This window comes from Mesorhizobium sp. IMUNJ 23033, assembly GCF_044778005.1.
In the GTDB taxonomy this organism is placed as follows: Bacteria; Pseudomonadota; Alphaproteobacteria; order Rhizobiales; family Rhizobiaceae; genus Mesorhizobium; species Mesorhizobium amorphae_A.
In genome coordinates this window covers 1-21,654 of record NZ_JBJACT010000055.1, presented here as the reverse complement: position 1 = coordinate 21,654, position 21,654 = coordinate 1, and the positions used below count along the sequence as shown (strand labels likewise).

General features: G+C 62.4%; 22 protein-coding genes. 16 read left to right on the top strand and 6 right to left on the bottom strand.

The window, feature by feature from the left end; genetic code table 11:
• A partial coding sequence (locus ACFX5Q_RS33470; RefSeq protein WP_404284694.1) for an AI-2E family transporter occupies window positions 1-865 on the top strand: 865 nt, incomplete at its 5' end.
• A gap of 89 nt (window positions 866-954) precedes the next feature.
• Window positions 955-2,151, top strand: a complete 1,197-nt coding sequence (locus ACFX5Q_RS33465; RefSeq protein ID WP_404284692.1) for an HWE histidine kinase domain-containing protein — start codon at window positions 955-957, stop codon at window positions 2,149-2,151.
• A gap of 100 nt (window positions 2,152-2,251) precedes the next feature.
• Here the strand turns inward: ACFX5Q_RS33465 and ACFX5Q_RS33460 are convergent, their stop codons facing one another.
• Together ACFX5Q_RS33460 and ACFX5Q_RS33455 are read right to left on the bottom strand one after the other, a co-directional pair.
• A complete protein-coding gene (locus ACFX5Q_RS33460; protein ID WP_404284690.1) occupies window positions 2,252-2,989 on the bottom strand; it encodes a FadR/GntR family transcriptional regulator in 738 nt (245 codons plus the stop codon).
• A 204-nt stretch (window positions 2,990-3,193) separates the two neighbouring features.
• A complete protein-coding gene (locus tag ACFX5Q_RS33455; RefSeq protein ID WP_404284688.1) occupies window positions 3,194-3,973 on the bottom strand; it encodes a creatininase family protein in 780 nt (259 codons plus the stop codon).
• A 200-nt stretch (window positions 3,974-4,173) separates the two neighbouring features.
• Between ACFX5Q_RS33455 and ACFX5Q_RS33450 the strand changes: the two genes are divergently transcribed.
• The 5 genes from ACFX5Q_RS33450 (at window position 4,174) to ACFX5Q_RS33430 (ending at window position 8,799) form a co-directional block, all read left to right on the top strand.
• Window positions 4,174-5,454 carry an ABC transporter substrate-binding protein gene (locus ACFX5Q_RS33450; protein ID WP_404284686.1) on the top strand — a complete coding sequence of 427 codons (1,281 nt, stop codon included), beginning with the start codon at window positions 4,174-4,176 and terminating at the stop codon, window positions 5,452-5,454.
• A gap of 63 nt (window positions 5,455-5,517) precedes the next feature.
• The gene (locus tag ACFX5Q_RS33445; RefSeq protein ID WP_404284684.1) at window positions 5,518-6,396 is read left to right on the top strand and encodes a carbohydrate ABC transporter permease; all 879 of its coding nucleotides are present in this window, start codon (window positions 5,518-5,520) and stop codon (window positions 6,394-6,396) included.
• A 1-nt stretch (window position 6,397) separates the two neighbouring features.
• Window positions 6,398-7,285 carry a carbohydrate ABC transporter permease gene (locus ACFX5Q_RS33440; protein WP_404284682.1) on the top strand — a complete coding sequence of 296 codons (888 nt, stop codon included), beginning with the start codon at window positions 6,398-6,400 and terminating at the stop codon, window positions 7,283-7,285.
• Window positions 7,286-7,289: 4 nt separating this feature from the next.
• Window positions 7,290-7,715, top strand: coding sequence for a RidA family protein (locus ACFX5Q_RS33435; RefSeq protein ID WP_404284680.1), 426 nt, complete (start codon window positions 7,290-7,292; stop codon window positions 7,713-7,715).
• A 1-nt stretch (window position 7,716) separates the two neighbouring features.
• Window positions 7,717-8,799 carry an ABC transporter ATP-binding protein gene (locus ACFX5Q_RS33430; RefSeq protein ID WP_404284678.1) on the top strand — a complete coding sequence of 361 codons (1,083 nt, stop codon included), beginning with the start codon at window positions 7,717-7,719 and terminating at the stop codon, window positions 8,797-8,799.
• Between the two features lie 193 nt (window positions 8,800-8,992).
• Here ACFX5Q_RS33430 and ACFX5Q_RS33425 read toward each other — a convergent pair whose 3' ends face one another.
• From ACFX5Q_RS33425 to ACFX5Q_RS33410, 4 genes are read right to left on the bottom strand one after another with little or no spacing between them, the layout of a single operon-like run.
• On the bottom strand, window positions 8,993-9,991 hold the full coding sequence (locus ACFX5Q_RS33425; protein WP_404284676.1) for a substrate-binding domain-containing protein: 999 nt from the start codon (window positions 9,989-9,991) through the stop codon (window positions 8,993-8,995).
• 43 nt (window positions 9,992-10,034) lie between these two features.
• Window positions 10,035-11,021: an ABC transporter permease gene (locus tag ACFX5Q_RS33420; protein ID WP_404284674.1), complete on the bottom strand. Its 987-nt coding sequence runs from the start codon at window positions 11,019-11,021 to the stop codon at window positions 10,035-10,037.
• A complete protein-coding gene (locus ACFX5Q_RS33415; RefSeq protein WP_404284672.1) occupies window positions 11,021-12,535 on the bottom strand; it encodes a sugar ABC transporter ATP-binding protein in 1,515 nt (504 codons plus the stop codon). The genes ACFX5Q_RS33420 and ACFX5Q_RS33415 overlap by 1 nt, the downstream gene beginning before the upstream one ends.
• Window positions 12,535-13,260, bottom strand: a complete 726-nt coding sequence (locus tag ACFX5Q_RS33410; protein ID WP_404284696.1) for a GntR family transcriptional regulator — start codon at window positions 13,258-13,260, stop codon at window positions 12,535-12,537. The genes ACFX5Q_RS33415 and ACFX5Q_RS33410 overlap by 1 nt, the downstream gene beginning before the upstream one ends.
• 99 nt (window positions 13,261-13,359) lie before the next feature.
• Between ACFX5Q_RS33410 and ACFX5Q_RS33405 the strand changes: the two genes are divergently transcribed.
• The 9 genes from ACFX5Q_RS33405 to ACFX5Q_RS33365 all read left to right on the top strand — a co-directional run bounded on the left by ACFX5Q_RS33405 (window position 13,360) and on the right by ACFX5Q_RS33365 (window position 20,843).
• Window positions 13,360-14,232, top strand: a complete 873-nt coding sequence (locus ACFX5Q_RS33405; protein ID WP_123149326.1) for an SMP-30/gluconolactonase/LRE family protein — start codon at window positions 13,360-13,362, stop codon at window positions 14,230-14,232.
• Between the two features lie 30 nt (window positions 14,233-14,262).
• Window positions 14,263-15,312, top strand: coding sequence for a sugar ABC transporter substrate-binding protein (locus ACFX5Q_RS33400; RefSeq protein ID WP_404284670.1), 1,050 nt, complete (start codon window positions 14,263-14,265; stop codon window positions 15,310-15,312).
• Window positions 15,313-15,431: 119 nt separating this feature from the next.
• Window positions 15,432-16,898: a sugar ABC transporter ATP-binding protein gene (locus tag ACFX5Q_RS33395; protein ID WP_404284668.1), complete on the top strand. Its 1,467-nt coding sequence runs from the start codon at window positions 15,432-15,434 to the stop codon at window positions 16,896-16,898.
• Entirely contained in the window at window positions 16,895-17,893 is a 999-nt protein-coding gene (locus ACFX5Q_RS33390; RefSeq protein WP_404284666.1) for an ABC transporter permease, read from the top strand. Before ACFX5Q_RS33395 ends, ACFX5Q_RS33390 begins: the two co-directional genes overlap by 4 nt.
• Entirely contained in the window at window positions 17,890-18,384 is a 495-nt protein-coding gene (locus ACFX5Q_RS33385; protein ID WP_123149322.1) for a lactoylglutathione lyase family protein, read from the top strand. Before ACFX5Q_RS33390 ends, ACFX5Q_RS33385 begins: the two co-directional genes overlap by 4 nt.
• Before the next feature lie 19 nt (window positions 18,385-18,403).
• Complete coding sequence (locus ACFX5Q_RS33380; RefSeq protein ID WP_404284664.1) at window positions 18,404-19,414, top strand: C-terminal binding protein; 1,011 nt, start codon at window positions 18,404-18,406, stop codon at window positions 19,412-19,414.
• 13 nt (window positions 19,415-19,427) lie between these two features.
• Window positions 19,428-20,099 carry an RraA family protein gene (locus ACFX5Q_RS33375; RefSeq protein WP_404284662.1) on the top strand — a complete coding sequence of 224 codons (672 nt, stop codon included), beginning with the start codon at window positions 19,428-19,430 and terminating at the stop codon, window positions 20,097-20,099.
• Between the two features lie 104 nt (window positions 20,100-20,203).
• Entirely contained in the window at window positions 20,204-20,395 is a 192-nt protein-coding gene (locus ACFX5Q_RS33370) for a hypothetical protein (RefSeq protein ID WP_404284660.1), read from the top strand.
• 31 nt (window positions 20,396-20,426) lie between these two features.
• A complete protein-coding gene (locus ACFX5Q_RS33365) occupies window positions 20,427-20,843 on the top strand; it encodes a hypothetical protein (protein WP_404284658.1) in 417 nt (138 codons plus the stop codon).
• Window positions 20,844-21,654 lie beyond the last annotated feature (811 nt).

The following is a 21,654-nucleotide window of genomic DNA, read 5'->3' as shown; positions in this document are numbered from 1 at the left end:
GGTCGCACCGTTCGCCCTCATGGTGGCGACACTGGCGGACAGCGTAAGCAACCTGATCACGGCGGCGGGCCGCATGCTCGAGCAGGGCCCGCCGGCGCCACCGTATTGGGTCGCAGGGCTCCCGGTGATTGGCGAGAGCCTCGCTGCCTATTGGGAAAGGTTGGCCCACAACGCACCCGCCTTCATGATTGAACTCAAGAAGCTGATCGGACCCGCCGCCGGAATGGCCGTCGCCAGCGGGACTGTGCTCGGCATCGGCCTTCTCGAACTCGGTCTGAGTGTATTCATCGCCTTCTTCTTCTACCGTCACGGCCGGCAGATGGGAGCGTACGTGCGCGAGAGCGCCGAACGATTCGCCGGGTCGCGCGCTCGGCACCTGCTCACGGTCGTGGGCGCGACCGTGCACGGCGTTGTTTACGGCTTAATCGGCACAGCGCTCGTCCAGGCTCTGTTGGCTGGCATAGGTTTCTGGATCGCCGGTGTGTCTCAGGCGCTATTGCTCGGCTTCCTTACGTTTGTCCTGTCGTTCGTGCCGGCAGGCCCCCCGCTTGTGTGGGGCTCGGTGGCGCTGTGGCTATTTGTCCAGGGAGCCGTTTGGTCGGGTATCTTCGTCGCGGTCTGGGGCTTGCTCCTCGTCAGCAGCATTGACAACATCCTCAGGCCTTATGTTCTCAGTAAGTCCAACAGTTTGCCCGTGGTACTCGGGTTCTTTGGATTCCTCGGCGGCATTCTCGCCTTCGGCTTCATTGGTGTGTTCCTGGGCCCAACGCTGTTGGCGATCGGCTACAGCCTCTTCCTCGAGTGGCACGCGGCCGAGCTTGAGGACCGCAGGCACTCCAAGTCGGAGCCGCCGGATGCCGCGTGAGTGATATGGGTCCGAGCCCCAGTTCCAGGAAATCGGGAACTGCTCCTTTGTCGTGCTATTGCGGACCGGAACCATCGACTGCCTCTCGCTTGGAGGCGGGGCCGCACATATCAGCTCGTTCGCCGAAAGGTGCGGCGGGCTTTTTGCGTTCAGTCCGGTTCGTCGCGGGCCGTCGTCCAGCGCGCAGTCGCGACACCGGGGCAGAGGAGGTCTCGAAAAGCGACGAGTTCAATGCCTGTAGCGCGGAGGCCTTGGGCAAGCTACGCTGTCGAATGGCTTGCGCCGACGGGGCGGGATCAATGGTCACGATGCCTGACAAGTCCGAACAGCAGAAGGACGCCGAAGCCGAAGTCGAGAGCTTTCAGCACGACCTTGGCCCGTTCGTTGTTGCTGCCGAGACAACGCGAATGGCCATGGTTTTCACTGATGCAAACGAACCCGGCAATCCCATCATTTTTGCGAATGACGCGTTCCTCGCCCTGACCGGATACGCCAGGGAAGAGGTCCTGGGTCAGCCCTTCAATTTCCTGATGGCGGACGGCGCCGACGCCGGAGCGCTGAAACGTATCAAGGCGGAGTTCGAAGCCAATTCGGAGGCGAGCACGGAAATCCTTTACAGGCGCAAGGATGGCAGCGAATTCTGGGCGGCCCTTTTCGTCAATCCTGTCCGCGACAGGAGCGGCGCCATCGTCCAGTATTTTACCTCCTTCGTCGATCTCACCAGACACAAGGAGGAGCAGGCGCAATCGCGGATGCTCATCGACGAATTGAACCATCGCGTGAAGAACATGCTTGCAACAGTGCAGTCGATCGTCTGGCAGGCATCGCGAGCCAATTCCGACCCGCGGGCGATCCGCGAAGCTGTCGAGTCGCGGCTGTTTGCGCTCTCCCGATCGCACAATTTGCTGACCCGCGAAAACTGGCACAGCGCCGGGTTGCTCGATGTCCTCCACGATGCACTTGAACCGTTCGGCGTCACCGATGGGCGGACCGAGCGCCTGGTGATTGCCGGCGACAACATCCGCCTCTCGACAAAGGCCTCGCTGGCGCTTGGGATCGCCTTCAACGAACTCGCGACCAATGCGGTGAAATACGGTGCGTTTTCCAATGACAAGGGCTCGATCCGGATCGATTGGACGATCGAGCCGACCTCGGAGGGCCGCCGACTGAGAAGCCCTCTCTCCGACACCTGGAAGGCTGGAGATGCTCTGGCGGTACTGCAAAAAGCACAGCAAGCAACGGAAAGCTACTCGCTGACACCTGAAATCCCTGGCTTTCGCCCCTGAGCGGGTCCCATCTGATGCTGGACCCATCAATTCCGGCTGGTCGACGGCAGCGGCTTCAACAGAAACGGCGACCGATCGATCCCATCGGCTCTGTAACGGCTTACTGCCAGATGTTGACCGTGGCGAGCGAGCGCATTAGATGGTCGGAGACTAGCTGCTCGGCGCGCGTCGCATCGCGGGCGGCGATCGCGTCGACAATGAGCTGCAAGTCCTTGTGGGTCTGCTTCCGCACCGGCTCTGGCGCCGGCTTATCGGTGTTGCGGCCGTCGAAATGAACCGCCCGCCGCTCGTTCAAAATGCTGTTCATGATCTGCACCAGAAACTTGTTCTTCGTGCTGGCGAACATCTGCCGATGCAGCGCGTAGATGCTCTCCTTGAAATCCTCCCAACTGGGCGCGGAGACGATCTCGCCTAGGGTTCGCCGCATCTCAGAAATCTCGTCGTCGTCGACACGCGTCACGACGAGGTGCATCATCGCCGGCTCGAACAGCAGCCGACCTTCGACAATTTCGGCAAAAGAAGGGACCGCCTCATGGCTCGCGGCATTGGTCTGGTCCATTCGGCTGAAAACGTCGCGCGCATCGTCGGCCAGAAAAGTGCCGCTGCCGACCCGCCGGTGCACAAGCCCCTGCCGTTCCATCATGGCTAGAGCGCTGCGGACGGCGGTGCGGCTGGTCCCGAGCTGTTGGGCGAGCTCGCGCTCGTTGGGCAGTTTTGCACCGGGGACCATGAGGCCATCCTTGATGCCGCGCAGCAGCGAACGGTAGATGAGCGACGGCGTCGCCCGGTCGTTGGTGGTTATCGCCGTCAGTTCCGGCGATGCTGCGGAGTACGCCATCGAAGGTCAGGTCCCGTGAAACTCTTGGCAAGAAGCAGAATCAGTCAACACAAGTCAACCATTCGTGCGCAATCTGGAGCAATCAGCACTCGACATCAACGCGCAGGCCCGCTTCAACCGATGCAGACAGACGCTCGGCATAGATCAACGCATGACGCAGGCCGAAAGAGCCAAGCCCGATCACACCGACCTCGAGGCGCTGGATTATTTGGGCGATTCCGGAATCCGCCAGCCACGAAAATCCTCGATGAAGGCGCAGAGCGCGCCGACGACGGCTTCGAAGAAGGCCGAACCCGCCTCCGGGCTGGCGAGGAGAGGGTCGCCGAGCGTGCCCTTTGACGAGAGGTCCGCAAAATCATGATAGGTGCGGATCGCAGATGACCCCAAGAGATCGGTCGTCAGATACGGCGATCCAGGATCCGGATAGGTCGCGTCGGCCTTTTCGATCCTCACCAGATCGGGGCGCAGATGCTGGACCATCGCGGTCTCGAATTCGCAGGCATGGCCCATGCCGCCGGGCTCCGATCGCCTCAGTTTCGCGATCGCCTGACGTGCCAGATGGAAATAGGTGAGTGCGGCGATCCTGGCGGCCCCGTAGTGCCGATATCCGAGCGTGGACGCCAACAGATCGATGACGCCGGCATTTCCGCCGTGGCCGTTGACGATCAGGATGCGGCGGAAACCGTGCTGCACCAACGAGGCGACGACGTCCTCCGCCACCGCGATCAGCGTTTCAGCCCTCAACGTGACACTGCCGGGGAAACGCATGTGGTGCACCGAGAAGCCAAACCAGGGTGGCGGCAGCACCACGGCGTCGCGGGCTCGTTCCGCCGCCGCCAAGGAAACGGCATGGGCGAGCATGGTGTCGGTACCGAGTGGCATATGATTGCCGTGCTGCTCGACCGAGCCCAACGGCAGCATGACCACGGTGCGCTCCCGATCAAGCGATGCGACATCCGGAGAGCTCAGTTCTTCCCACCGCATTTGATCCATCTCCTAAAGTCGGACGGCGCATCATCGAAAATCCTGGCGCGCTTACGTCTCCAAAAGCCATTCAAATAGGTTGCAATTGATCCTGATCGGTTCATATTGTCCAACCACTGAGCCCTGAGTCAACGACCATTTGATGGTTGCGCCGGCGGATAAAGGCTCGAAGGTGCGCCGAGGCGAAGGGAGGAGTCTCGATGAAACTCTGTAAGCTGTTGACCGCTGCAGTGCTGGCTTCCAGCGCTTTCTTGACGAATCCGACCCTGGCCGAGGACATCACGCTGGAGTTCGTGGTCTGGAACTATTCCCTTGAAACCATTCAGGACAACGTCAAGAAGTTCGAGGCAGCCAATCCGGGTATCAAGGTAAAGGTCACCGACTACACCTGGCCGGACTATCAGGACAGCCTTGTCCTGCGCTTTCGTGGCGGTACACCCACCGACGTAATCTATGGCGGTCAGGATTGGTTGCCAGCCTGGGCCGCAGGCGGATTCGTGGCGCCGCTGGACGACATCGCGCCGGCAGGCGCGGTGGACGACCTGAAGAAGGACATTGCCGGCTTTGCGTTGAGCGACATGACCTACAAGGGCAAGCTCTACGGCCTTCCCTATTACGCCGATACGATCTCCTTCATCTATAACAAGAAGATCCTTGAGGATAAGGGCATCGCCGCGCCCAAGACCTGGGAGGAGGTAACCGCGGCTGCCGAAGAGCTCAAGGCTGGCGGCATGGAGCATCCGATTTCCTATGAATACAATCAGGAGCTCCCGAACTTCTTCGACGCCTTCGTGGCGCAGGCCTATGGCCGCGGCGCGCAACTCTTCGATGCCGAGCAGAAGGCCGCTTTCGACAATCCAGAGAACGGCGCCTACAAGCAACTGCAGTGGCTTGCCGACGCCTTCTCCAAGGGGCTGGTACAGCCAGAAACGCATGAGTCGAAGATCATCCTCGCGATGAACACCGGCCAGCACGCCTTCACCGTCGTCTTCAACTATGTGCTGGCGGCGATGAACAACGCGGCCGACCAGCCGCTCGCTGGCCAGTTCGCTCTGGCGCCTATGCCGGGTGAGGCGCACACCACGCTCGGCTTCTCGAAATTCTATGCGGTGACGGCGAAGACGGCGGCCGATCCGGCACGCGCCGAAGCCGCCTGGAAGTTCATCAACTTCATGGCCGGCAAGCCCTATACGGTCGCCAAGCGCTGGGCCGCAGAGAAGGGCCTCGGCTTCGGGCAGCTTCCGCTGTTCGAGGACCAATCGGTCATTGAAGCCTGGGGCAAATGGATCGACGTGCCGACGCTGAAGCAGCAGGTCGCGACGGCGCGGGCGGGGACCTGGACGGAGTGGGGCTCGCAATGGTCGGCCTATTTCCGCCCGCTGCTCGCCAAGGCCATGGTCGGCGAAGCTCCCGTAGAGCAGGTCATGAAGGACGGCGCGGAGCGCTGGAACCAGATGCGGGAACAGTTCGCCAGCCGCTAGGTCCGCGATAAAAGCGGCGAGTTGCCCGGCCGCTCGCCGTCCAACTGAAAAGCGGACCTGCCCATGTGGACCACGCAACGCTTTCCGGCCATCTGGCTCCTGCCGGCGCTGCTGCCGGTCGCGCTGATGACGATCTATCCGATCGCCTATGTGCTGTGGACCAGCATGCATTCGGTGCTGCTGCTTTTCCCCGACACGCCGTTTACGGGCATCGACAACTATGTCCGCGTGGTCAAGAGCGGTTATTTCCTCGATGCGCTTTACAATTCCCTGCTCTTCACCGCGATTGCCGCCCCCCTGGTAGTGGTGCTCGGCACCTTGACCGCCCTGTTCCTCCAGCGCCGGTTCTTCGGCTCGAAGATCGTCCGCTCGATCGTGCTCCTGCCCTGGGTGCTGCCTGGGGCAATCAGCGCGGTGCTGTGGATCTGGGTGTTCCATCCCAGTTTCGGCGTGCTCAACGGCACGCTGCGCGCGATGGGGGCGATCGACGGCTCCATTCCCTGGCTTACCTCGCCGAAGCTCGCGCTGATCTCAGTCGTGGTGGCGCATGTCTGGACTCAGATCCCCTTCGCCGTGGTGCTCATCATGGCGGCGCTTTCGGCCATCAATTCCGAGACCCTTGAAGCCGCAGCGATCGATTGCCGCAGTCCGGTCAGGCGTTTCCGCCATGTGATTTTTCCCGAGATCAAGTCGATGTTCGTCGTGCTTTTGATCTACAATGCCCTGGCGGCCTTCACGACCTACGACCTCGTCTACGCCATGACCGGCGGCGGGCCCGGCACGGCCACCACGCTGCTCTCCTTCCAGATCTGGAAGGAAAGCTTCTCGATGTACGACTTCGGCACGGGCTCGGCGGTCGCCTTCATCGTCGTGGCGATCTCCGCAGTGATGATCCTGGCGATCACCCGCGCGTTGCCGTCCGACCTGTTCGAGGGCGACTGAGATGCCAGGCCACCGCAATCCGCTGCTCACCTTCCTCTTCGCTGCGCTGATCCTGCTCTTCACCGGTGGGCCGGTGGCGCTTGCGCTCTATGGCAGCCTGGTACCGGACCGCATTCTGCTCGACCCCAACCGCAGCGTTCTTTCCGAGGGACCGAGCCTCGAAAGCTATCGCTATATCTTCACCGGCGAGTTGCCGGCATCCTACCGGCAGGCAAGCGCCAACCGCGCGATGATCTCGGACGCCGCGCGCCAGGTGCCGCAGAGCCTTGTCAATTCTTCGATCATTGCGTTGAGCGCAATGCTGCTCAACATGCTCCTCGGCGCACCTGCAGCCTTCATCTACGCGCGCCATGCATTTCCCGGAAAGAAGCTCAGCTTCATGTTCCTGATCCTGTCGCCGCTGGTTCCGGCGATAGCGCTGGTGACCCCGATCTACATGATGCTCGAGGGCCTGGGGCTGACCGGAACCCGGATCGGGATCATACTCGTCCACACGGCCAAGGCCCTGCCCTTCACCGTGCTGATCCTCTCCGTCTTCTTCCGCAAGATGCCGCAGGAGCTGTTCGAGGCTGCAGTCCTCGACCATTGCAGTCGTCTGCAGGCCTTCCTGCGCGTCGCGTTGCCGCTCGCCTTGCCGTCGATCGGCGCGACCGGCCTGTTTGCCTTCATGCTCTCCTATTCCGAATTCATGTTCTCCATGGTCTTGTCCGGCGACGCCGCCACCCGGCCGGTATCGGTGGTGATGGCTGCCCTGGCGCGCAACACCGATGTCTCGTGGAGCCTGCTCAACACGGCAATCTTCATCGCAATCGTTCCGACCCTGGTGCTGGTCGTCCTCGTATGGCGCTTTGTCGTCGAAGGCCTGCTCAACGGCTCGGTCAAGGGATAGCATCATGGACGAGACAATCGGTAACGAAGCGCTGCATCCGCTGAAGAGCCGCCCGCGCGGCGCGACCCAGCATGTAACCGCCGGGCCCTACTCGCCGGTGCTGCAGGTGGACGCCCGTCATCTCGTCGTCATTTCCGGCCAGGTCGCCGTCGATATGGACGGCAATGTCGTGGGCGATACGATCGAGGAGCAGGCCGCCGCGACGCTGCAGAACTGCGAAAGGCAGCTGGGCACCGCTGATTGCGGGCTGCGCGACGTCTTCAAGGTCAACGTCTATCTCGCCGACCTTCGCCATTGGGCGCGCTTCAACGCCCCCTGCGAGAAGGTAATTGTAGAGCCCCTGTCCGTGCGCACTGCCGTGCGGTCCGCTCTTCTCCCAGGCTTCCTGGTGGAGATCGAAATGTGGGCCGTCGCTGCGAAGGGGTCGTGACTTGGCGTCCGTCGAACTGAAGAACGTCTCGAAGACTTTTGGCCGTGTCGAGGCCGTGCGCGACGTGTCGCTGACCGTGCACGACCGCGAGTTCGTCGTCTTCGTCGGCCCCTCGGGCTGCGGCAAGTCGACTTTGCTCCGGATGATCGCCGGGCTGGAATCCGTCAGTTCGGGGGAGCTCAGCATTGGCGGCAAGCCGATGAACGCGGTTGCGGCGGCCGACCGAGGCATCGCCATGGTGTTCCAGTCCTACGCGCTGTACCCACATATGAGCGTGGCCGAGAATATGGGCTTTGCCCTGAAGATGCTTGGCACGGACAAGGCCGAGATCGACCGGAAGGTCGCGGAGACGGCGGCCATATTGCAGATCGAAGAGCTTCTTGCGCGCCGGCCGCGAGAGCTCTCCGGTGGCCAGCGGCAGCGGGTCGCGATCGGCCGCGCGATCGTGCGCAAGCCCGACGTCTTTCTCTTTGACGAGCCGCTGTCCAATCTCGATGCCGATCTGCGTGCGCAGATGCGTGTCGAGATGGCTCGGCTCCACAGGCAGCTCCAGACGACCATGATTTACGTGACACATGACCAGGTCGAGGCCATGACGCTGGCGGAGCGCATCGTTATCCTGGACAAGGGCCGGGTCGTCCAGGAAGGCGCGCCGCTCGATCTCCATGAGCGGCCGGCCAACCGTTTTGTTGCCGGCTTTCTCGGCCAGCCGAAGATGAACTTCCTGCCAGTCGACGTGGAACGGGCGAGCGACGGCGCCGGCTTTCGACTTACCGCGAACGGCCAGCTGCTCTTTTCCATTCGCGAACGCTTGCGCCTCCGGTCAGGCGAGGTTGCGGAGATCGGCGTGCGTCCCAACGCCATTTCGCTCGTCGACAATGAGGGCATCGCGGCCGAGACCGTCCTCGTCGAGCGGCTCGGCGGCACTAGCTTGCTCTATCTCAAGGTCGACGGCCTGCCCCAGCTCGTGACTGTGGAACTGCAAGGCAAACCGCCGATAACGATCGGCTCGTCTGTACGCTTCCGCTTCGACCCGGCCGACGCTCATGTTTTCGACGGTCAGGGGCGTAGCTGTAGGCTCTAGAAGATAATCGTACAGACAGCTCTTTCGGCTTTGCTCCAGATCGTCCGGCCGAGCTTCGTCAGCGGCGTCGCTATCCAGCCCCACGCGAGGGCGTAGATCCTGATTCCGTCCGGAGCTTAGGCCATCTCGAGTGACCTGGTCAGCGGTGTTATACCCCACCGGACCACGGAGGGTCCGCGGCCCGGCCCGTCGCTCAGTGCTTGAATTGAGCGACGTTATCCTTGGTGAGGCGCATCACGCCAGTCTCGACCTTTTCCGGCAAGGGGTTGACGCCGGCCGCCTTGTAGTCCGGCACGACCTTCATCCCGTCAGTGTTCAGCCAATGAAGCAGATGCACGGCGAGAAACGCTTCGACATAGGATTTTTGAACGACGGCACCGACGATGGTTCCGTCCTCGATGTAGGGAAGCATGTCGTCGTTCCGGTCCATGGCGACAATCTTGACCTGGCCTTGGCGGCCGGTCTCATTCACCGCAATGGCAGCACCTTTGCCGCTGTCGCCGTCGGTGCCGCCGATACCGACCACGTCAGGGTGAGCAAGAAGTGACTGGCTGTAGGCCGTGGGGGCATAAGACGGGTCCGCCTTGTCGTTGACCACATCGACCACTTCGATTTCAGGCGCGGATTCCTTGAAGTAGGCCTTGTAGCCTTCGACCCGCTCCAGAACCGAAGGCGCGGGGAACGAACCCAGGATCACCTTGCCTTTGCCGCCGATCGCCTCGGCAAGCATCTTGCCCCCGACCTTGCCGGCTTCGAGGTTCGAGATGCCGAGATACACGGCGCGTTTGGTGCCCGGCGCGTCGCCGATGATCATAGCGACCGGAATTCCGGCATCGACGGCGCGGTCGATTCCGCCCGCGAGTGCTGCGGCGTCGCCGGGAAAGATCAGGAGGCCGGCCGGCTTCCGCGCGATCAGCTCATCGAGTTGCCGTGCCTGGGCGGCGGTGTCGAAGTCGAGCGGGCCGGTAAAGCTAGTCTTGATGTTCAGCGATTTGGCGGCGTCTTCGAGGGCTTTGCGGTGGTCGACCCAGAACGGCACCTGCGTGACGCAGGAGAGAAACACGTATTCCATGCCCTCGCCCTGGGCGAGCGCTTCATCGCTGAATTGGGGTACGAGGCCGAGCCCCGTCCCGGCGAGGCCAATGCCGCCGAGCTTCATCAGGCTGCGGCGGTCGAGATCGAGTGTCGTCATCACTTTCCTCCCTTCTTCGATTGGAGCCCAATGGGCCCTTGGCTTACCCGTCGCCGCGGCGCACCAGCATGTCGAGCGCAACGGCCAGGACAAGAACGGCGCCGGTGACGATCATCTGCCAGTAGATCGACACGGCGAGCATGGTCATGGCGTTGTTGATCAAGGCGACGAAGATGACGCCGAGAAACGCGCCCAGGACGGTGCCCTCCCCGCCGCGCAGACTTGCGCCGCCGATCACGGCGGCTGCGAGCACCTGCAATTCGAGCGCGTTGCCGGCAGTAGGCGTACCGCTCATCAGCCGCGAGGCGAGGAGGATGCCGGCAAGCGCGGCGAGCAGTCCGCTCAGCATGTAGGCGAGTGTGCGGACGCGATCGACGGCCAAACCCGAGAGACGCGCCGCCTTCTCGTTCGCGCCAATGTAGTAGAGTTGCCGGAAGAAGCTTCCATGCCGCATGGCGAGGTCAAAGACGACCACCAGTGCGAGCGCAACCCAAAGAAGAAACGGCAGGCCGAGAATCTCGGCGCGGCCGGCCCACCCGAAGGCCGGCGGTAGATTGCTGAGCGAGAATCCTTCGGTCAGCACCAAGGCGATCCCGCGGGCGATCGACATCGAGCCGAGAGTGGCGACCAGGGGATTGACACCGATCCTGGTGACGACGATGCCGTTGGCAAGGCCGATGATGACGCCAAGAGCAAGCGCACCAAGAATCGCCAGCGGGATGGAGGCGCCGCTTAACAGAAGAAGCGCCGTCACGGTGCTCGCTAGCGCCAGCACGGAGCCGACCGAGAGGTCGAATCCACCAGAGACCAGGAGCACCGTCATGCCCACGGCGATGATCACGGTCGGCGCCATGCCGATGGCTATCGCACGGAAGTTCGCCAGCGACAGGAAGACCGGCGAAGCCAGCGACATTCCGACGATGATCGCAACGATAAGAACCAGGAGCGTCAACTCGCGCGTCTCGACGAAGCGCCGAAGGACACGGCTGCCGACACGCGAAGGCCACCGACCGACCTCGTCGACGCTCATCAGGCCGCCTCCCCTTCGCGTTTGTGACCGATGCCGGAGGCAAGAGCCATTACGCGCTCTTCCGTTGCCAAACGTGTCGGGAGATCGCCGACGATCTGTCCCTCTCGCATGACGACGATCCGATCGGAGATGGTGAAGAGCTCCGGGAGGTCAGAGGAGATCAAGAGAATCGCCTTACCGGCAGCAGCGAGGCGGCGGATTTCCTTGTGGATCTCCCTTTTCGCTTCGACGTCGACGCCCTTGGTCGGCTCGTCAATCACGACGATCGCCGGGTCGCTCGCAAGCCACTTCGACAGCATCAGTTTCTGCTGGTTGCCGCCGCTGAGTTTTCCAGCCGCCGCCGCAAGGCTCGGCACTCGTATCCGGAAGCGTTCGACCGCCCTACCCGCCGCCGCCGTCGCCGCCGCCCTCTCAATCCAACCGAGCCGCGCGAACCGACGAAGCGCAGTCACGACGAAATTATCGGTGACCGACATCGACAGGAACAGGCCTTCCGCTTTGCGATCGTCCGGCACATAGGCGATGCCGCGGGCCATCGCGTCGCGGAGACCACGCAGGCGCGTCGGACGGCCCTTGATCTCGATCGCAGTTCCTCCAGACGGCTGCCGCAGGCCGACGAGGCTGCGTGCAAGCTCGCTGCGGCGCGATCCCATCAAGCCCGCGAGACCGACGACCTCACCGAACCGTATTTCAAGCTCGAGATGTCGAGATTTGCCCATGGCTCCGTTGCCACGGACTGCAAGCGCCACCGGACCAGGCACGAGCGCCGACTCGGCTGCGAAGATTTCGAGGTTCCGGCCGACCATGGCGCGCACGACGTCGTCAATGGAAGTCTCCGGCACCGCGCGCGTGGTCATCCTTCGGCCATCGCGCAGCACGGTGACGCGGTCGGCGATCCGGAAGACCTCGGCCATGTGATGGCTCACATAGACGATGCCGATGCCCCGGGTCTTAAGCCGAGTGATGATGTCAAACAGCGCTGCGACCTCATCGGAGGTGAGCGCCGAGGTGGGCTCGTCGAGGAGAAGGATGCGAGCGTCGAGCGACAGTGCCTTGGCAATCTCGACAAGCTGGCGCGTACCCGCGGGCAAGCGGTCAACCGGGCGACCGACATCGATTTCGATGCCGAAGGGGGAAAGGATCTGCCGGGTCCGCTGCCGGAGCTCGCTCCAGCGTATGACCCCGCAGGCCGTCGGAGCTCGGCCGACAAAGACGTTCTCGGCGACCGTTAGGGCACCGGCGAGACTAAGCTCCTGGAAGACTGTGCTGATGCCGAGCGCCTGCGCTTTGGATGGGTCGTTAATGGTGACCGCCCGCCCGTCTATGTTGATCGTACCCTTGTCGGGCGCGACCACACCGGAGAGGATGGCGAGGAGTGTCGATTTCCCGGCACCATTTTCGCCGACAAGCGCATGCACCTCGCCCTGCCTCAGATCGAAATCGACGTCGTCAAGGGCCCGCGTCGTGCCGTACCACTTCGTGATGCCGCTGAGCTCGAGGAGCGGTGCCGCCATCAGCTCGCCTCCGGAATTCCTTTGTCCGCGGCGGCAATGTCCTCGATTCCGTTGGAATAGGTCTCGCGCGTCCGTCCGATATGGATATCCAGAACCGCTATCGTTGCGTCTGCGTCGCCACGCCGGATGGTGTCGAGCATCTGTCGATGCTCCTGGAACGACAGCTTCGTGTGTAGCGGCTTGCCGGCAAGGTGGGTCCGGAGCGCAGCGATCTTGCCGACATAGCGCGCATAGCTGTCGCGGAGATAGCTATTGCCGCAGTGCTCGAAGAAGGCCGCGTGATAGCGGGTGTCCAGGGACAGATAGAGCCGCCGGTCGCCCTGCCGCTGCGCGGCTGCCATGCCGCGCACGATGTCTTCAAGCTCCGCCGCGAAGCCATCGGGGCCGCGCGCGATGGCGAGCCTCAGCGCCGCCGTTTCTACCGCACTCCGGAATTCACAGATCTGATGAACCTCGCGAGCGCTCAGCGTGAAGACGAAGGCGCCGCGCTGCGGATAGATCAGCACCAGGCCCTCGGCGCGGAGCTGGGCGAGCGCCTCTCTGACGGGAGTCTTCGACACGCCGAGATCGTCGGCGAGCTGACGTTCAGAGAGAGGCTGACCCAACGTGAGGTCACCGTGGACGATCGACTCGCGGAGCTGGTGGAGCACGGTTTCCGCAAGCGATTTGGGTCGCTTGATCCTGGCGACGGGAAGCCGGCCGCTGATTTTGGTATTGCCTGCCATCTGCAAGGTGATATACCAGACACCAGAAAGTTCGGCAACAAGAAGCGGCTTCGCTGACGGCCCGTTACGAAGCCAAGGTACGTGCTCCGGGGAGGAGACATGGACAGAGCCGAGCTCGCGCTCGACTGCCGTAACCTGCACGGCGAGGGAATTCTGTGGAACCACCATGACCGCCGGGTCTGGTGGACGGACATCCACGGGAAGCGTCTGTGGTGGCTCGAACCCTCATCAGGTGCTTCGGGTTCAATCGCCATGGCGGACCGCGTCTGCTGCTTCGCGCCCCGCGAGAAAGGCGGTTTCATTCTCGCCCTCGCAAAGGAGGTGGCGTTCTTCGACCCCGGCACCGGCGAACTCGCGACGATCCATCGCTTCGAGCCCGACAAACTGGCGACGCGCCTCAATGACGGCCGCACGGATCGCCAGGGCCGATTCATCGCTGGCGGAATGAACGAGGGTTCCGGACCGGAAAAGTCGACCGTGTTGCGGATCGATCCCGACGAATCGGTAACGACGATCATTACCGGCGTTGGCTGCGCCAACTCGACCTGTTTCTCGCCCGACGGGCGCCGCATGTATTTCGCCGACACCTCCGTCGGAACCATCTGGGTCTATGACTACGATCCGGGCACCGGGGTTCCAGGCAACCGACAAGTCCTCAACGATTTCAAGGGAGAGCCGGGCATTCCGGACGGCTCGTGCGTCGACGCTGAAGGCGCCGTGTGGAATGCCGAATGGGAAGGCCGGCGAGTCGTCCGCATCCTGCCCGACGGGAGCATCGACCGGGTGGTCGAGGTGCCGGTGTTAAAGCCGACCTGCTGCGCTTTCGGCGGGCCTGAACTCGAGACTCTCTACATCACCACATCGCGACTGGAGGCGACGCGGGAGCAGATCGCCGCCGAGCCGACGGCCGGCTCTCTCTTCGCTTTCAAACCCGGCGTGCGCGGCGTCGTGGACGCGCCGTTCGCCGGATAGAACCCGTCAAGCGTCCAAGGGAGGAAAGACATGAGCTTCAGCTTTCGATCGTTGATCGCGATAGCAGCGACAAGCGCGGTCGTAGTACTCACGGCGACCGGTATTGCCCTCGCCATCGACTACGCCGCACCGCAACCGCTTCAACCGGGCGCACAGGCGCCGATCACCAAGGGCGCCGGCAAGGACAAGATCCGCATCGCCTACATGCCGCCGGCGACCGAGTTCAACTACTACATCGCCATCGGCGAGGGCCTCAAAGCCGCAGCGGCCGAGAAGGGCAATGTTGAGACCTTCATGCTCGCCCCGCAAAGCGGCGCCGACATCAACGGCCAGATGGGCATGATCCAGGACGTGATCACCCAGGGCGTCGACGCCATCGTCCTGTCGACCCATGACGAGGCGGCCGCCGCTCCGCTCGTCAAGCAGGCCGTCGACAAAGGCATCTCCGTCGTCATCGTCAACTCCGACATCGCCAATTTTCCGACCCCGGTCCATGCCGTGGTCGGCTATTCGCAACGCAAAGGCACGCACAAGATCGGCGAATACCTCCTTGAGAGGCTCGGCGATAAATCGGTCAAAGCCGCGGTCATCGAAGGCCAGCCCGGCTATCATTCGACAGAGCGCGTCGGCGGCTTCCTCGACGCCGTCAAGGGCAAGCCGAATGTGGATATTGTTGCGAGCATTCCCGGCGGCTGGAATGTTGAGGGTGGCAACACCGCCGGCATGGACCTGCTCCAGGGTCATCCGGACGTCGACGTCATCTTTGCTGCGAACGACTACATGATCATGGGTGCCCAACTCGCCGCTAAGTCGCTCGGTCGAAACGACTTGATGCTGCTTGGCAATGATGGCGACACCGCCGCTCTCGAGGAGATCAGCAAAGGCACGGTCACCGCGACTGTCAACACGACACCATTCGTCATGGGCCAGATTGCGTTGCAGGTCGCGATCGACGTGCTCGACGGCAATTTCGCAGGAGGGTTTGTCGAAACACCGACAACGATTGTCGACAAGGCCAATGTGCTGCCGGTTCTGCAGGCGCCCGACAAGCTCTATCCGAAGCCGTCGATGCAGTATTGAGACGAACTTATGTTCCTTAAGCAGCACCTCCCTCGCTCGGCCGGACCACCCGGTCGGGCGAAGCAAGGATCGCGTGGAGAACTATGGAAGAGAGCGTTCCCGTCTGGGAGCTGAGGAACGTGACCAAGCGTTTCCCCGGCGTTGTGGCGAACGATTCCGTGTCGCTCAGCCTCGTTGCCGGGCGGATTCACGGCTTGCTCGGCGAGAATGGCTGCGGCAAGTCCACGCTTGTCAAGGTTCTGTGCGGGGTGCATCAGCCCGATTCGGGCGAGATCCTGTGTGCGGGCCGGCCGGTCGTGCTTTCCGACCCGATCGCCGCGCGGCGCGCAGGGATCGCCACGGTCTTTCAGGAGTTCTCGCTCGTCCAAACGCTATCGGTCGCGGAGAACATCTATCTCGGCCGGCTTCCGCGAAACCGATGGCGGATAGACTGGCCGGCAATGCGCGAGGGAGCCCGGCGCGTGCTTGGCCGCATCCACGTCGCGATCGACCCGGACGCGATCGTGGGCGAACTCTCAACCGCCGGCCAGCAACTCGTGGAGATCGCCAAGGCGATCGCGGCCAACGCCTCGATGATCATTCTCGACGAGCCGACCACCGCCCTCGGCCCCGACGAGATCGCCGAGCTTCATCGCCTTCTCCTGCGCCTCAAGGACGATGGCAGGATCATCCTCTACATCTCGCATCGCCTAGACGAGGTCGTTGAACTGGTCGACGAAGCAACGATCCTCAAGGATGGGCGCGTGGTATCGAACGCAGCGGAAACGCCGGTCGAGATCAGGGCCATTGTCCGTAAGATGGTCGGCCGCGTCGACGAACACTTTCCCAAGGCGGCGAATGCCACGGGTGACGCCCTCCTCGACGTGCGCTCCATCCACACGAGCAACCGCGTCGCCGGCGCTACCTTTACGGTTGGCCGCGGCGAGGTCTTCGGCCTTGGCGGCGTGCTCGGCTCCGGCCGCACTGAAATCGCCCGCGCCCTGTTCGGGGTCGATGTGCTTCGGCAAGGCGAAATCCGGCTCCGCGGCAAATCGCTCGAGCTTCTGTCCTCGCGCGACGCGATCGCCGCCGGGATCGCGCTTGTGCCGGAGAATCGAAAATCCGACGGGCTCTTCTTCAATTTCCACGGGCTTGAGAACATCTCGATCGCCGGGCTCGGCCGGATCACGCACGGAGCCATGCTCGACCACGCCCGCGAACGACGCCTTGCCCACGGCCTGATCCGGAGCCTCAGAATCACGCCTACTGCCGAGACGGCGCTGGTCGGCGAGCTTTCCGGCGGCAACCAGCAGAAGATCGTGATTGCCCGGTGGCTGTTCGCGGAGGCCGAGCTTTTCGTTCTCGACGAGCCGACCCAGGGTATCGATGTCGGGGCCAAGATCGCCGTCTATCAGCTCATCAACGAGCTTACAGCCGCCGGCAAGGGCGTCATCCTGATCAGCTCCGACTATGACGAGCTGCTCGCGATGAGCGACCGGATCGGCATTGTAAGCCGCGGAAGGATCGTCGCAATCCGCGATGCCAGGAGCCTCGACAAGGCCGACCTGGTCAAGGCCTCCGCCGACCAGGAGGAGCTTGCCGCATGAAGCGGATGGTGAGCAACCAGATCGTCGGTCCGCTTGCTGCCCTTCTCCTGGTGGCTGTCGTCGTCGCGCTCACCACCAACCGCTTTCTCGATGTCGGCAATCTGTCCAACCTCATTCTGCAGGTGAGCATCGTCGCAATCGTTGCGATCGGCTCGACCATCGTGATCTTCACCGGCGGCATCGACCTTTCCCCCGGTTCGGCCATCGCATTGATGACTATGGTTTTCGCCATGGCGATCAAATTCGGGGACGTGCCGCTGCCGTTCGCGATTCTGTTCGTCCTCCTGATCGGCGTGCTCCTTGGCGCCGTGAACGGCGTCCTCACCGCCTACCTTCGTATCCCGTCGTTCATCACCACGCTCGCGGCGCTCTCGGCGTTCCGCGGCATCGCCTTCATGTTCAACAACGGTTCGCCGGTATTCTCCGTGCACCCGAAGCTCGAGCCGATCTTCTACGGTTCTCTTCTCGGGGTGCCGCTGCCGCTCTTCTACGTCGTCGGCCTTTACGCACTCGCCTTCTTCGTCATGCGCTACACCGCCTTCGGCCGCACGATCTACGCGGTCGGCGGCAACCCGCAGGCCGCGGCGCTCTCCGGGCTCAATGTCGCCCGCACGCGCTTCCTTGCCTTCGTCATTGCCGGTGCGATGGCGGCGGTCGGAGCCGTGCTCATGGCCGCACGGCTCAATTCCGGCTCGCCCAATTATGGCGTTGGGATGGAGCTCTCGGCGATCGCCGCCGCAGTGATCGGCGGCGCAAGTCTCGCCGGCGGTCGCGGCCAGATCGTGAGCACCGTGATCGGCGCGCTTACCATCGTCATCGTCCAGAACGCGCTCAACCTCAACGCCGTGCCGGCGTCGGCCCAGAACGTCATCATCGGCGCCATCATCGTGACCGCGGTCGGCGTCGACATGTGGCGCGGCGAGATCGGTCGCGCACTCGCCTTCATCGTCGGCCCGCTCACCTTGCCAAGACAAAAAGGAAAGGTAGATCAATGACCGCCATAACCTTTTCCCACATCGGCATCACCGTGCCCGACCTCGAAAGAGCAGTCGAGTTCTACTCGATGGCCTTCGACTGTTATGTGATCATGGGGCCGACCAAGGTCAGCCAGGACGACAGCGCTATCGGCCAGATGTGCGACGACGTCTTCGGAGCCGGCTGGGGAAGTTTCCGGATCGCTCACCTCTCGACCGGCGACGGCATCGGCATCGAGCTCTTCGAGTTCCCCAAAACTCGCCCTGAGAAGCGGCCCTTCGAATACTGGCGTCCGGGCATCTTCCACATCTGCCTGCAGGACCAGCATCTCGAAGAGCGCGTCAAGCGCATCGAGGCCCTCGGCGGCCGCCAGCGGATGAGCCAGGTCCGCTACTACTATCCGGGCGAAAAGCCTTACCGCATGGTCTATTGCGAGGATCCCTTCGGCAATATCATCGAGCTCTACAGTCACTCCTATGAGCTCACTTATTCGGCCGGCGCCTACGTCTGAAGCGCAGGAGAGACGCGGCATGGCGGAACACCCCAAGGTCGTCATCACCGACTACGACTACGGCAATCTGGATATCGAACGGGCCGTGCTGGAGGCAGTCGGGGCGCGCGTCGTAGGGCTCCAGGCCAAGTCGGAGGAGGAACTGGCTGCCGAGGCGATCGACTGCGACGCGATGATGAACCAGTATGCCCGCATCGGCGCGAAGACCATCGAACGCATGCAGCGCTGCCGGGTGATCGCCCGCTACGGCATCGGTGTCGACATAGTCGATGTCGACGCGGCGACCGCCAAGGGCATTCTTGTCACCAATGTCCGCGACTATTGCACCGACGAGGTCGCCGACCATGCGATCGGGCTGTGGCTCGCGCTCGCCCGCAAGCTTTTCCAATACAACGCCGCGACCCATGAAGGGATCTGGCGTTGGCAGACCGGGCAACCGATCCATCGGTTTAAGGGACGCACAATGGGCATCGTCTCCTTCGGCAAGATCGGCCAGGCGATTGCCGAGCGCGCCAAAGGCTTCGGCGTCGATATCCTTGTTTATGATCCTTACATCGAGAAGGGCGTCGCCGAGGCGAAAGGCGCGCGCCGCGTCGGCAAGGCAGAGATTCTCCAAAACTCCGACTATCTGATGATGCAGGTGCCGATAACCCCCGAGACCCGGCATTTCCTGGGCGCGGCGGAATTCCGCCAGGTGAAGAAGGGGGCAATTATAGTGAATACCGGCCGCGGTCCAACCATCGACAACCGCGCGCTTTATCGGGCGCTGACCGAAGGCCGCATCGCCGGCGCCGGCTTGGATGATCCTGAAGAGGAGCCGGCCAAGCTCGCCAATTGGAACCCAAGCGGCAATCCGCTGTTCTCGCTTGCCAACGTCATCGTGACACCCCACACGGCGTACTATTCCGAAGAGTCGATCCGGGTTGCCCGCGAAACCGCCGCGTCAGAAGTCGCGCGCGTGCTGACCGGCGGCATGCCGCTCAACCCGGTTAACGCAGTAGAGCTGACGCGAACGCCGGCTCGAAGATAAGGGAGGTCGTGCGATGCTCAAGGTTTTCAACGATTTCGAGCGGCAGCCGGCGCTGCTTGCAAAATTCGATGAGGTCGCCAAATGCTACAGCGCCTCATGCGTCTTTGCCGATGCTCAATACCGTCAGGGCGTGATGGATTCGGAGATCAAGCCGGCGTTTCCGGCGAGAATCGTCGGCCAGGCCCTCACGGTCCAGCTCTCTTCCGGAGACCTCGTTGACCCGCTCAGGGCAATCGAGATGGGCAGGGATGGTGACATCATCGTCGTCGACGCGGGCGGCGACCGGCAAACCTCGGTGTGCGGCGGGCTGATGGGCGGGCTCGCAAGGAACCGCGGCATTCGCGGCATGATCATCGATGGCTCCGGCCGCGATATCGACGAGCTTGAGGCGATCGGCTGGCCGATCTGGACCCGCGCCATCACGGCGCGAGGCACGCACACAATGTATTCAGGCAGAAAGGATGAGCTCTCGATCAACGTGCCAATTCAATGCGGCGGCGTACCTATCAATCCCGGCGATTTCGTGGTCGCCGACACGATCGGCGTGACCGTCGTGCCGGTAGCCAGCGCCGAAACGGTCGTGGAGCTCGCGCGCGAACAGGCAGCACGCGAACAGAAGACCCGCGAACGGGTCGCCCAAGGGAAAACACTTGAAGAGTTGCTTAACGAGTTCGGTCGTCTTTGAGACCGAGGACCTTTCCGCTGGACCGCGATGCGTCTCTTGCCGTGGCAAGCCCGCTCTGTCACTTCATCAGCTCGGCCGCCCGATCGAAGGCGGCTGAAAATCCTTTGAGAGAAATCGACAAGTCGATAGGCTGGTTGCTGCTCGACCCCGGCGACACGGTGTGGCTGGAGGAGCCCGGCTACTATGCCGCCAGGGCGACCTTCACCGTGGCCGGCGCCAACATAATGCCGCTTGCCGTCGACCGTGACGGCTGGCAGATGAACCCGCCTGACATCGCGCCGCGGCTGATCTATTAACGCCGGCCTGCAGCATCCGCTTGGCATCACCATGCGCATGGACCAGCGGCTGCGCCTGTTCGAGATCGCCGAGCGCCACAATTCCTGGATCATCGAGGACGATTTCGACGGCGAGTACCGCTTCCAGGGACGGCCGGTGCCTGCGATACAGAGCATGGATTATGCAGTGTTCCACGATCTCTTCGCCTCCGAACTGCCCGCCGACGTGACGCTCTCGCCGGCGGGAGCCGGCATTCAGCTCGTCGCTGATCTGCCGGAGGGTTGCGATGACCGCGCGGTTGTCGAGGCCTACAGGCTCGGCGTCAACGCCTCGCCGCTGTCGAAATACTATTGGTCGACCTCAGGCAACGGCCTGGTGCTCGGGTATGCCGCCTGCAACAAGGCGCAGAGCGAAGCCGGCATCCGCCGCCTGCGCCAGGCGATCGAGCAGGCGCGGACACTGTGCTGACGCGGTCTGGCGCAGCCGGTGGATAATTCGCGCTCAAAGTGAGTGTGAGCGACCAATTTGGAGGGCAAAATACCGTCAGGGAAAATACGGCTCCTTTGACGGCAATTCCTCTCGCAATTTCAAAACTTAAGCCGTTGAGAAATACCGGCAGTACGCTGATTCATTTGACGGAATGCAATCAACCGCTCTTGGACGCTTGCGAATATACAGTCGGAAATACCGTCAGATTTTCCCGCTGCCTCCTTTGTCGTCTGGAGCAATCAAAATCAGCCTCTTGAAAATCAGCAGCTTGCCGATATCCGAGGTCCAATTGGCTATGGAGTGCCGATAGTCGATGAGATCGCAGATAACACTATGCTTTTCTACGCTAACATAGCCGTTTCGCCGAATTTCGCAGGTCTTTCCCCTCACTCCCACTCGATTGTTCAAACAGCATATAACCCATTGAAATCACTGTCAAATATTTTCCAACATCGCGCAAACTCCGACATCAAAACCGTCAAAAAGTTACGCTTTTGATTTTTAAAGGGAAAAATCGCCGCAAAAAATATTTTGAGGTTTCACCAACTATCGGGACCATCGGGCGATTTTTGCACTTTGCGGCGTTCGACGGCGCGCCCAAGCCGTCTCGAAAAGTACCGTCACCGCTCGCTGTCAGAGCGAAAAAGACAGAGCTTGCCGCCGCTATTCCGCCGCCTCGGCATAGAGCGCGGGAACATAGTTGAGGATCGGTCCAAGCCAGCGCTCCACCTCAGCCAATGGCATGTCCTTGCGGCGTGCGTAATCCTCGACCTGATCGCGCTCGACCTTG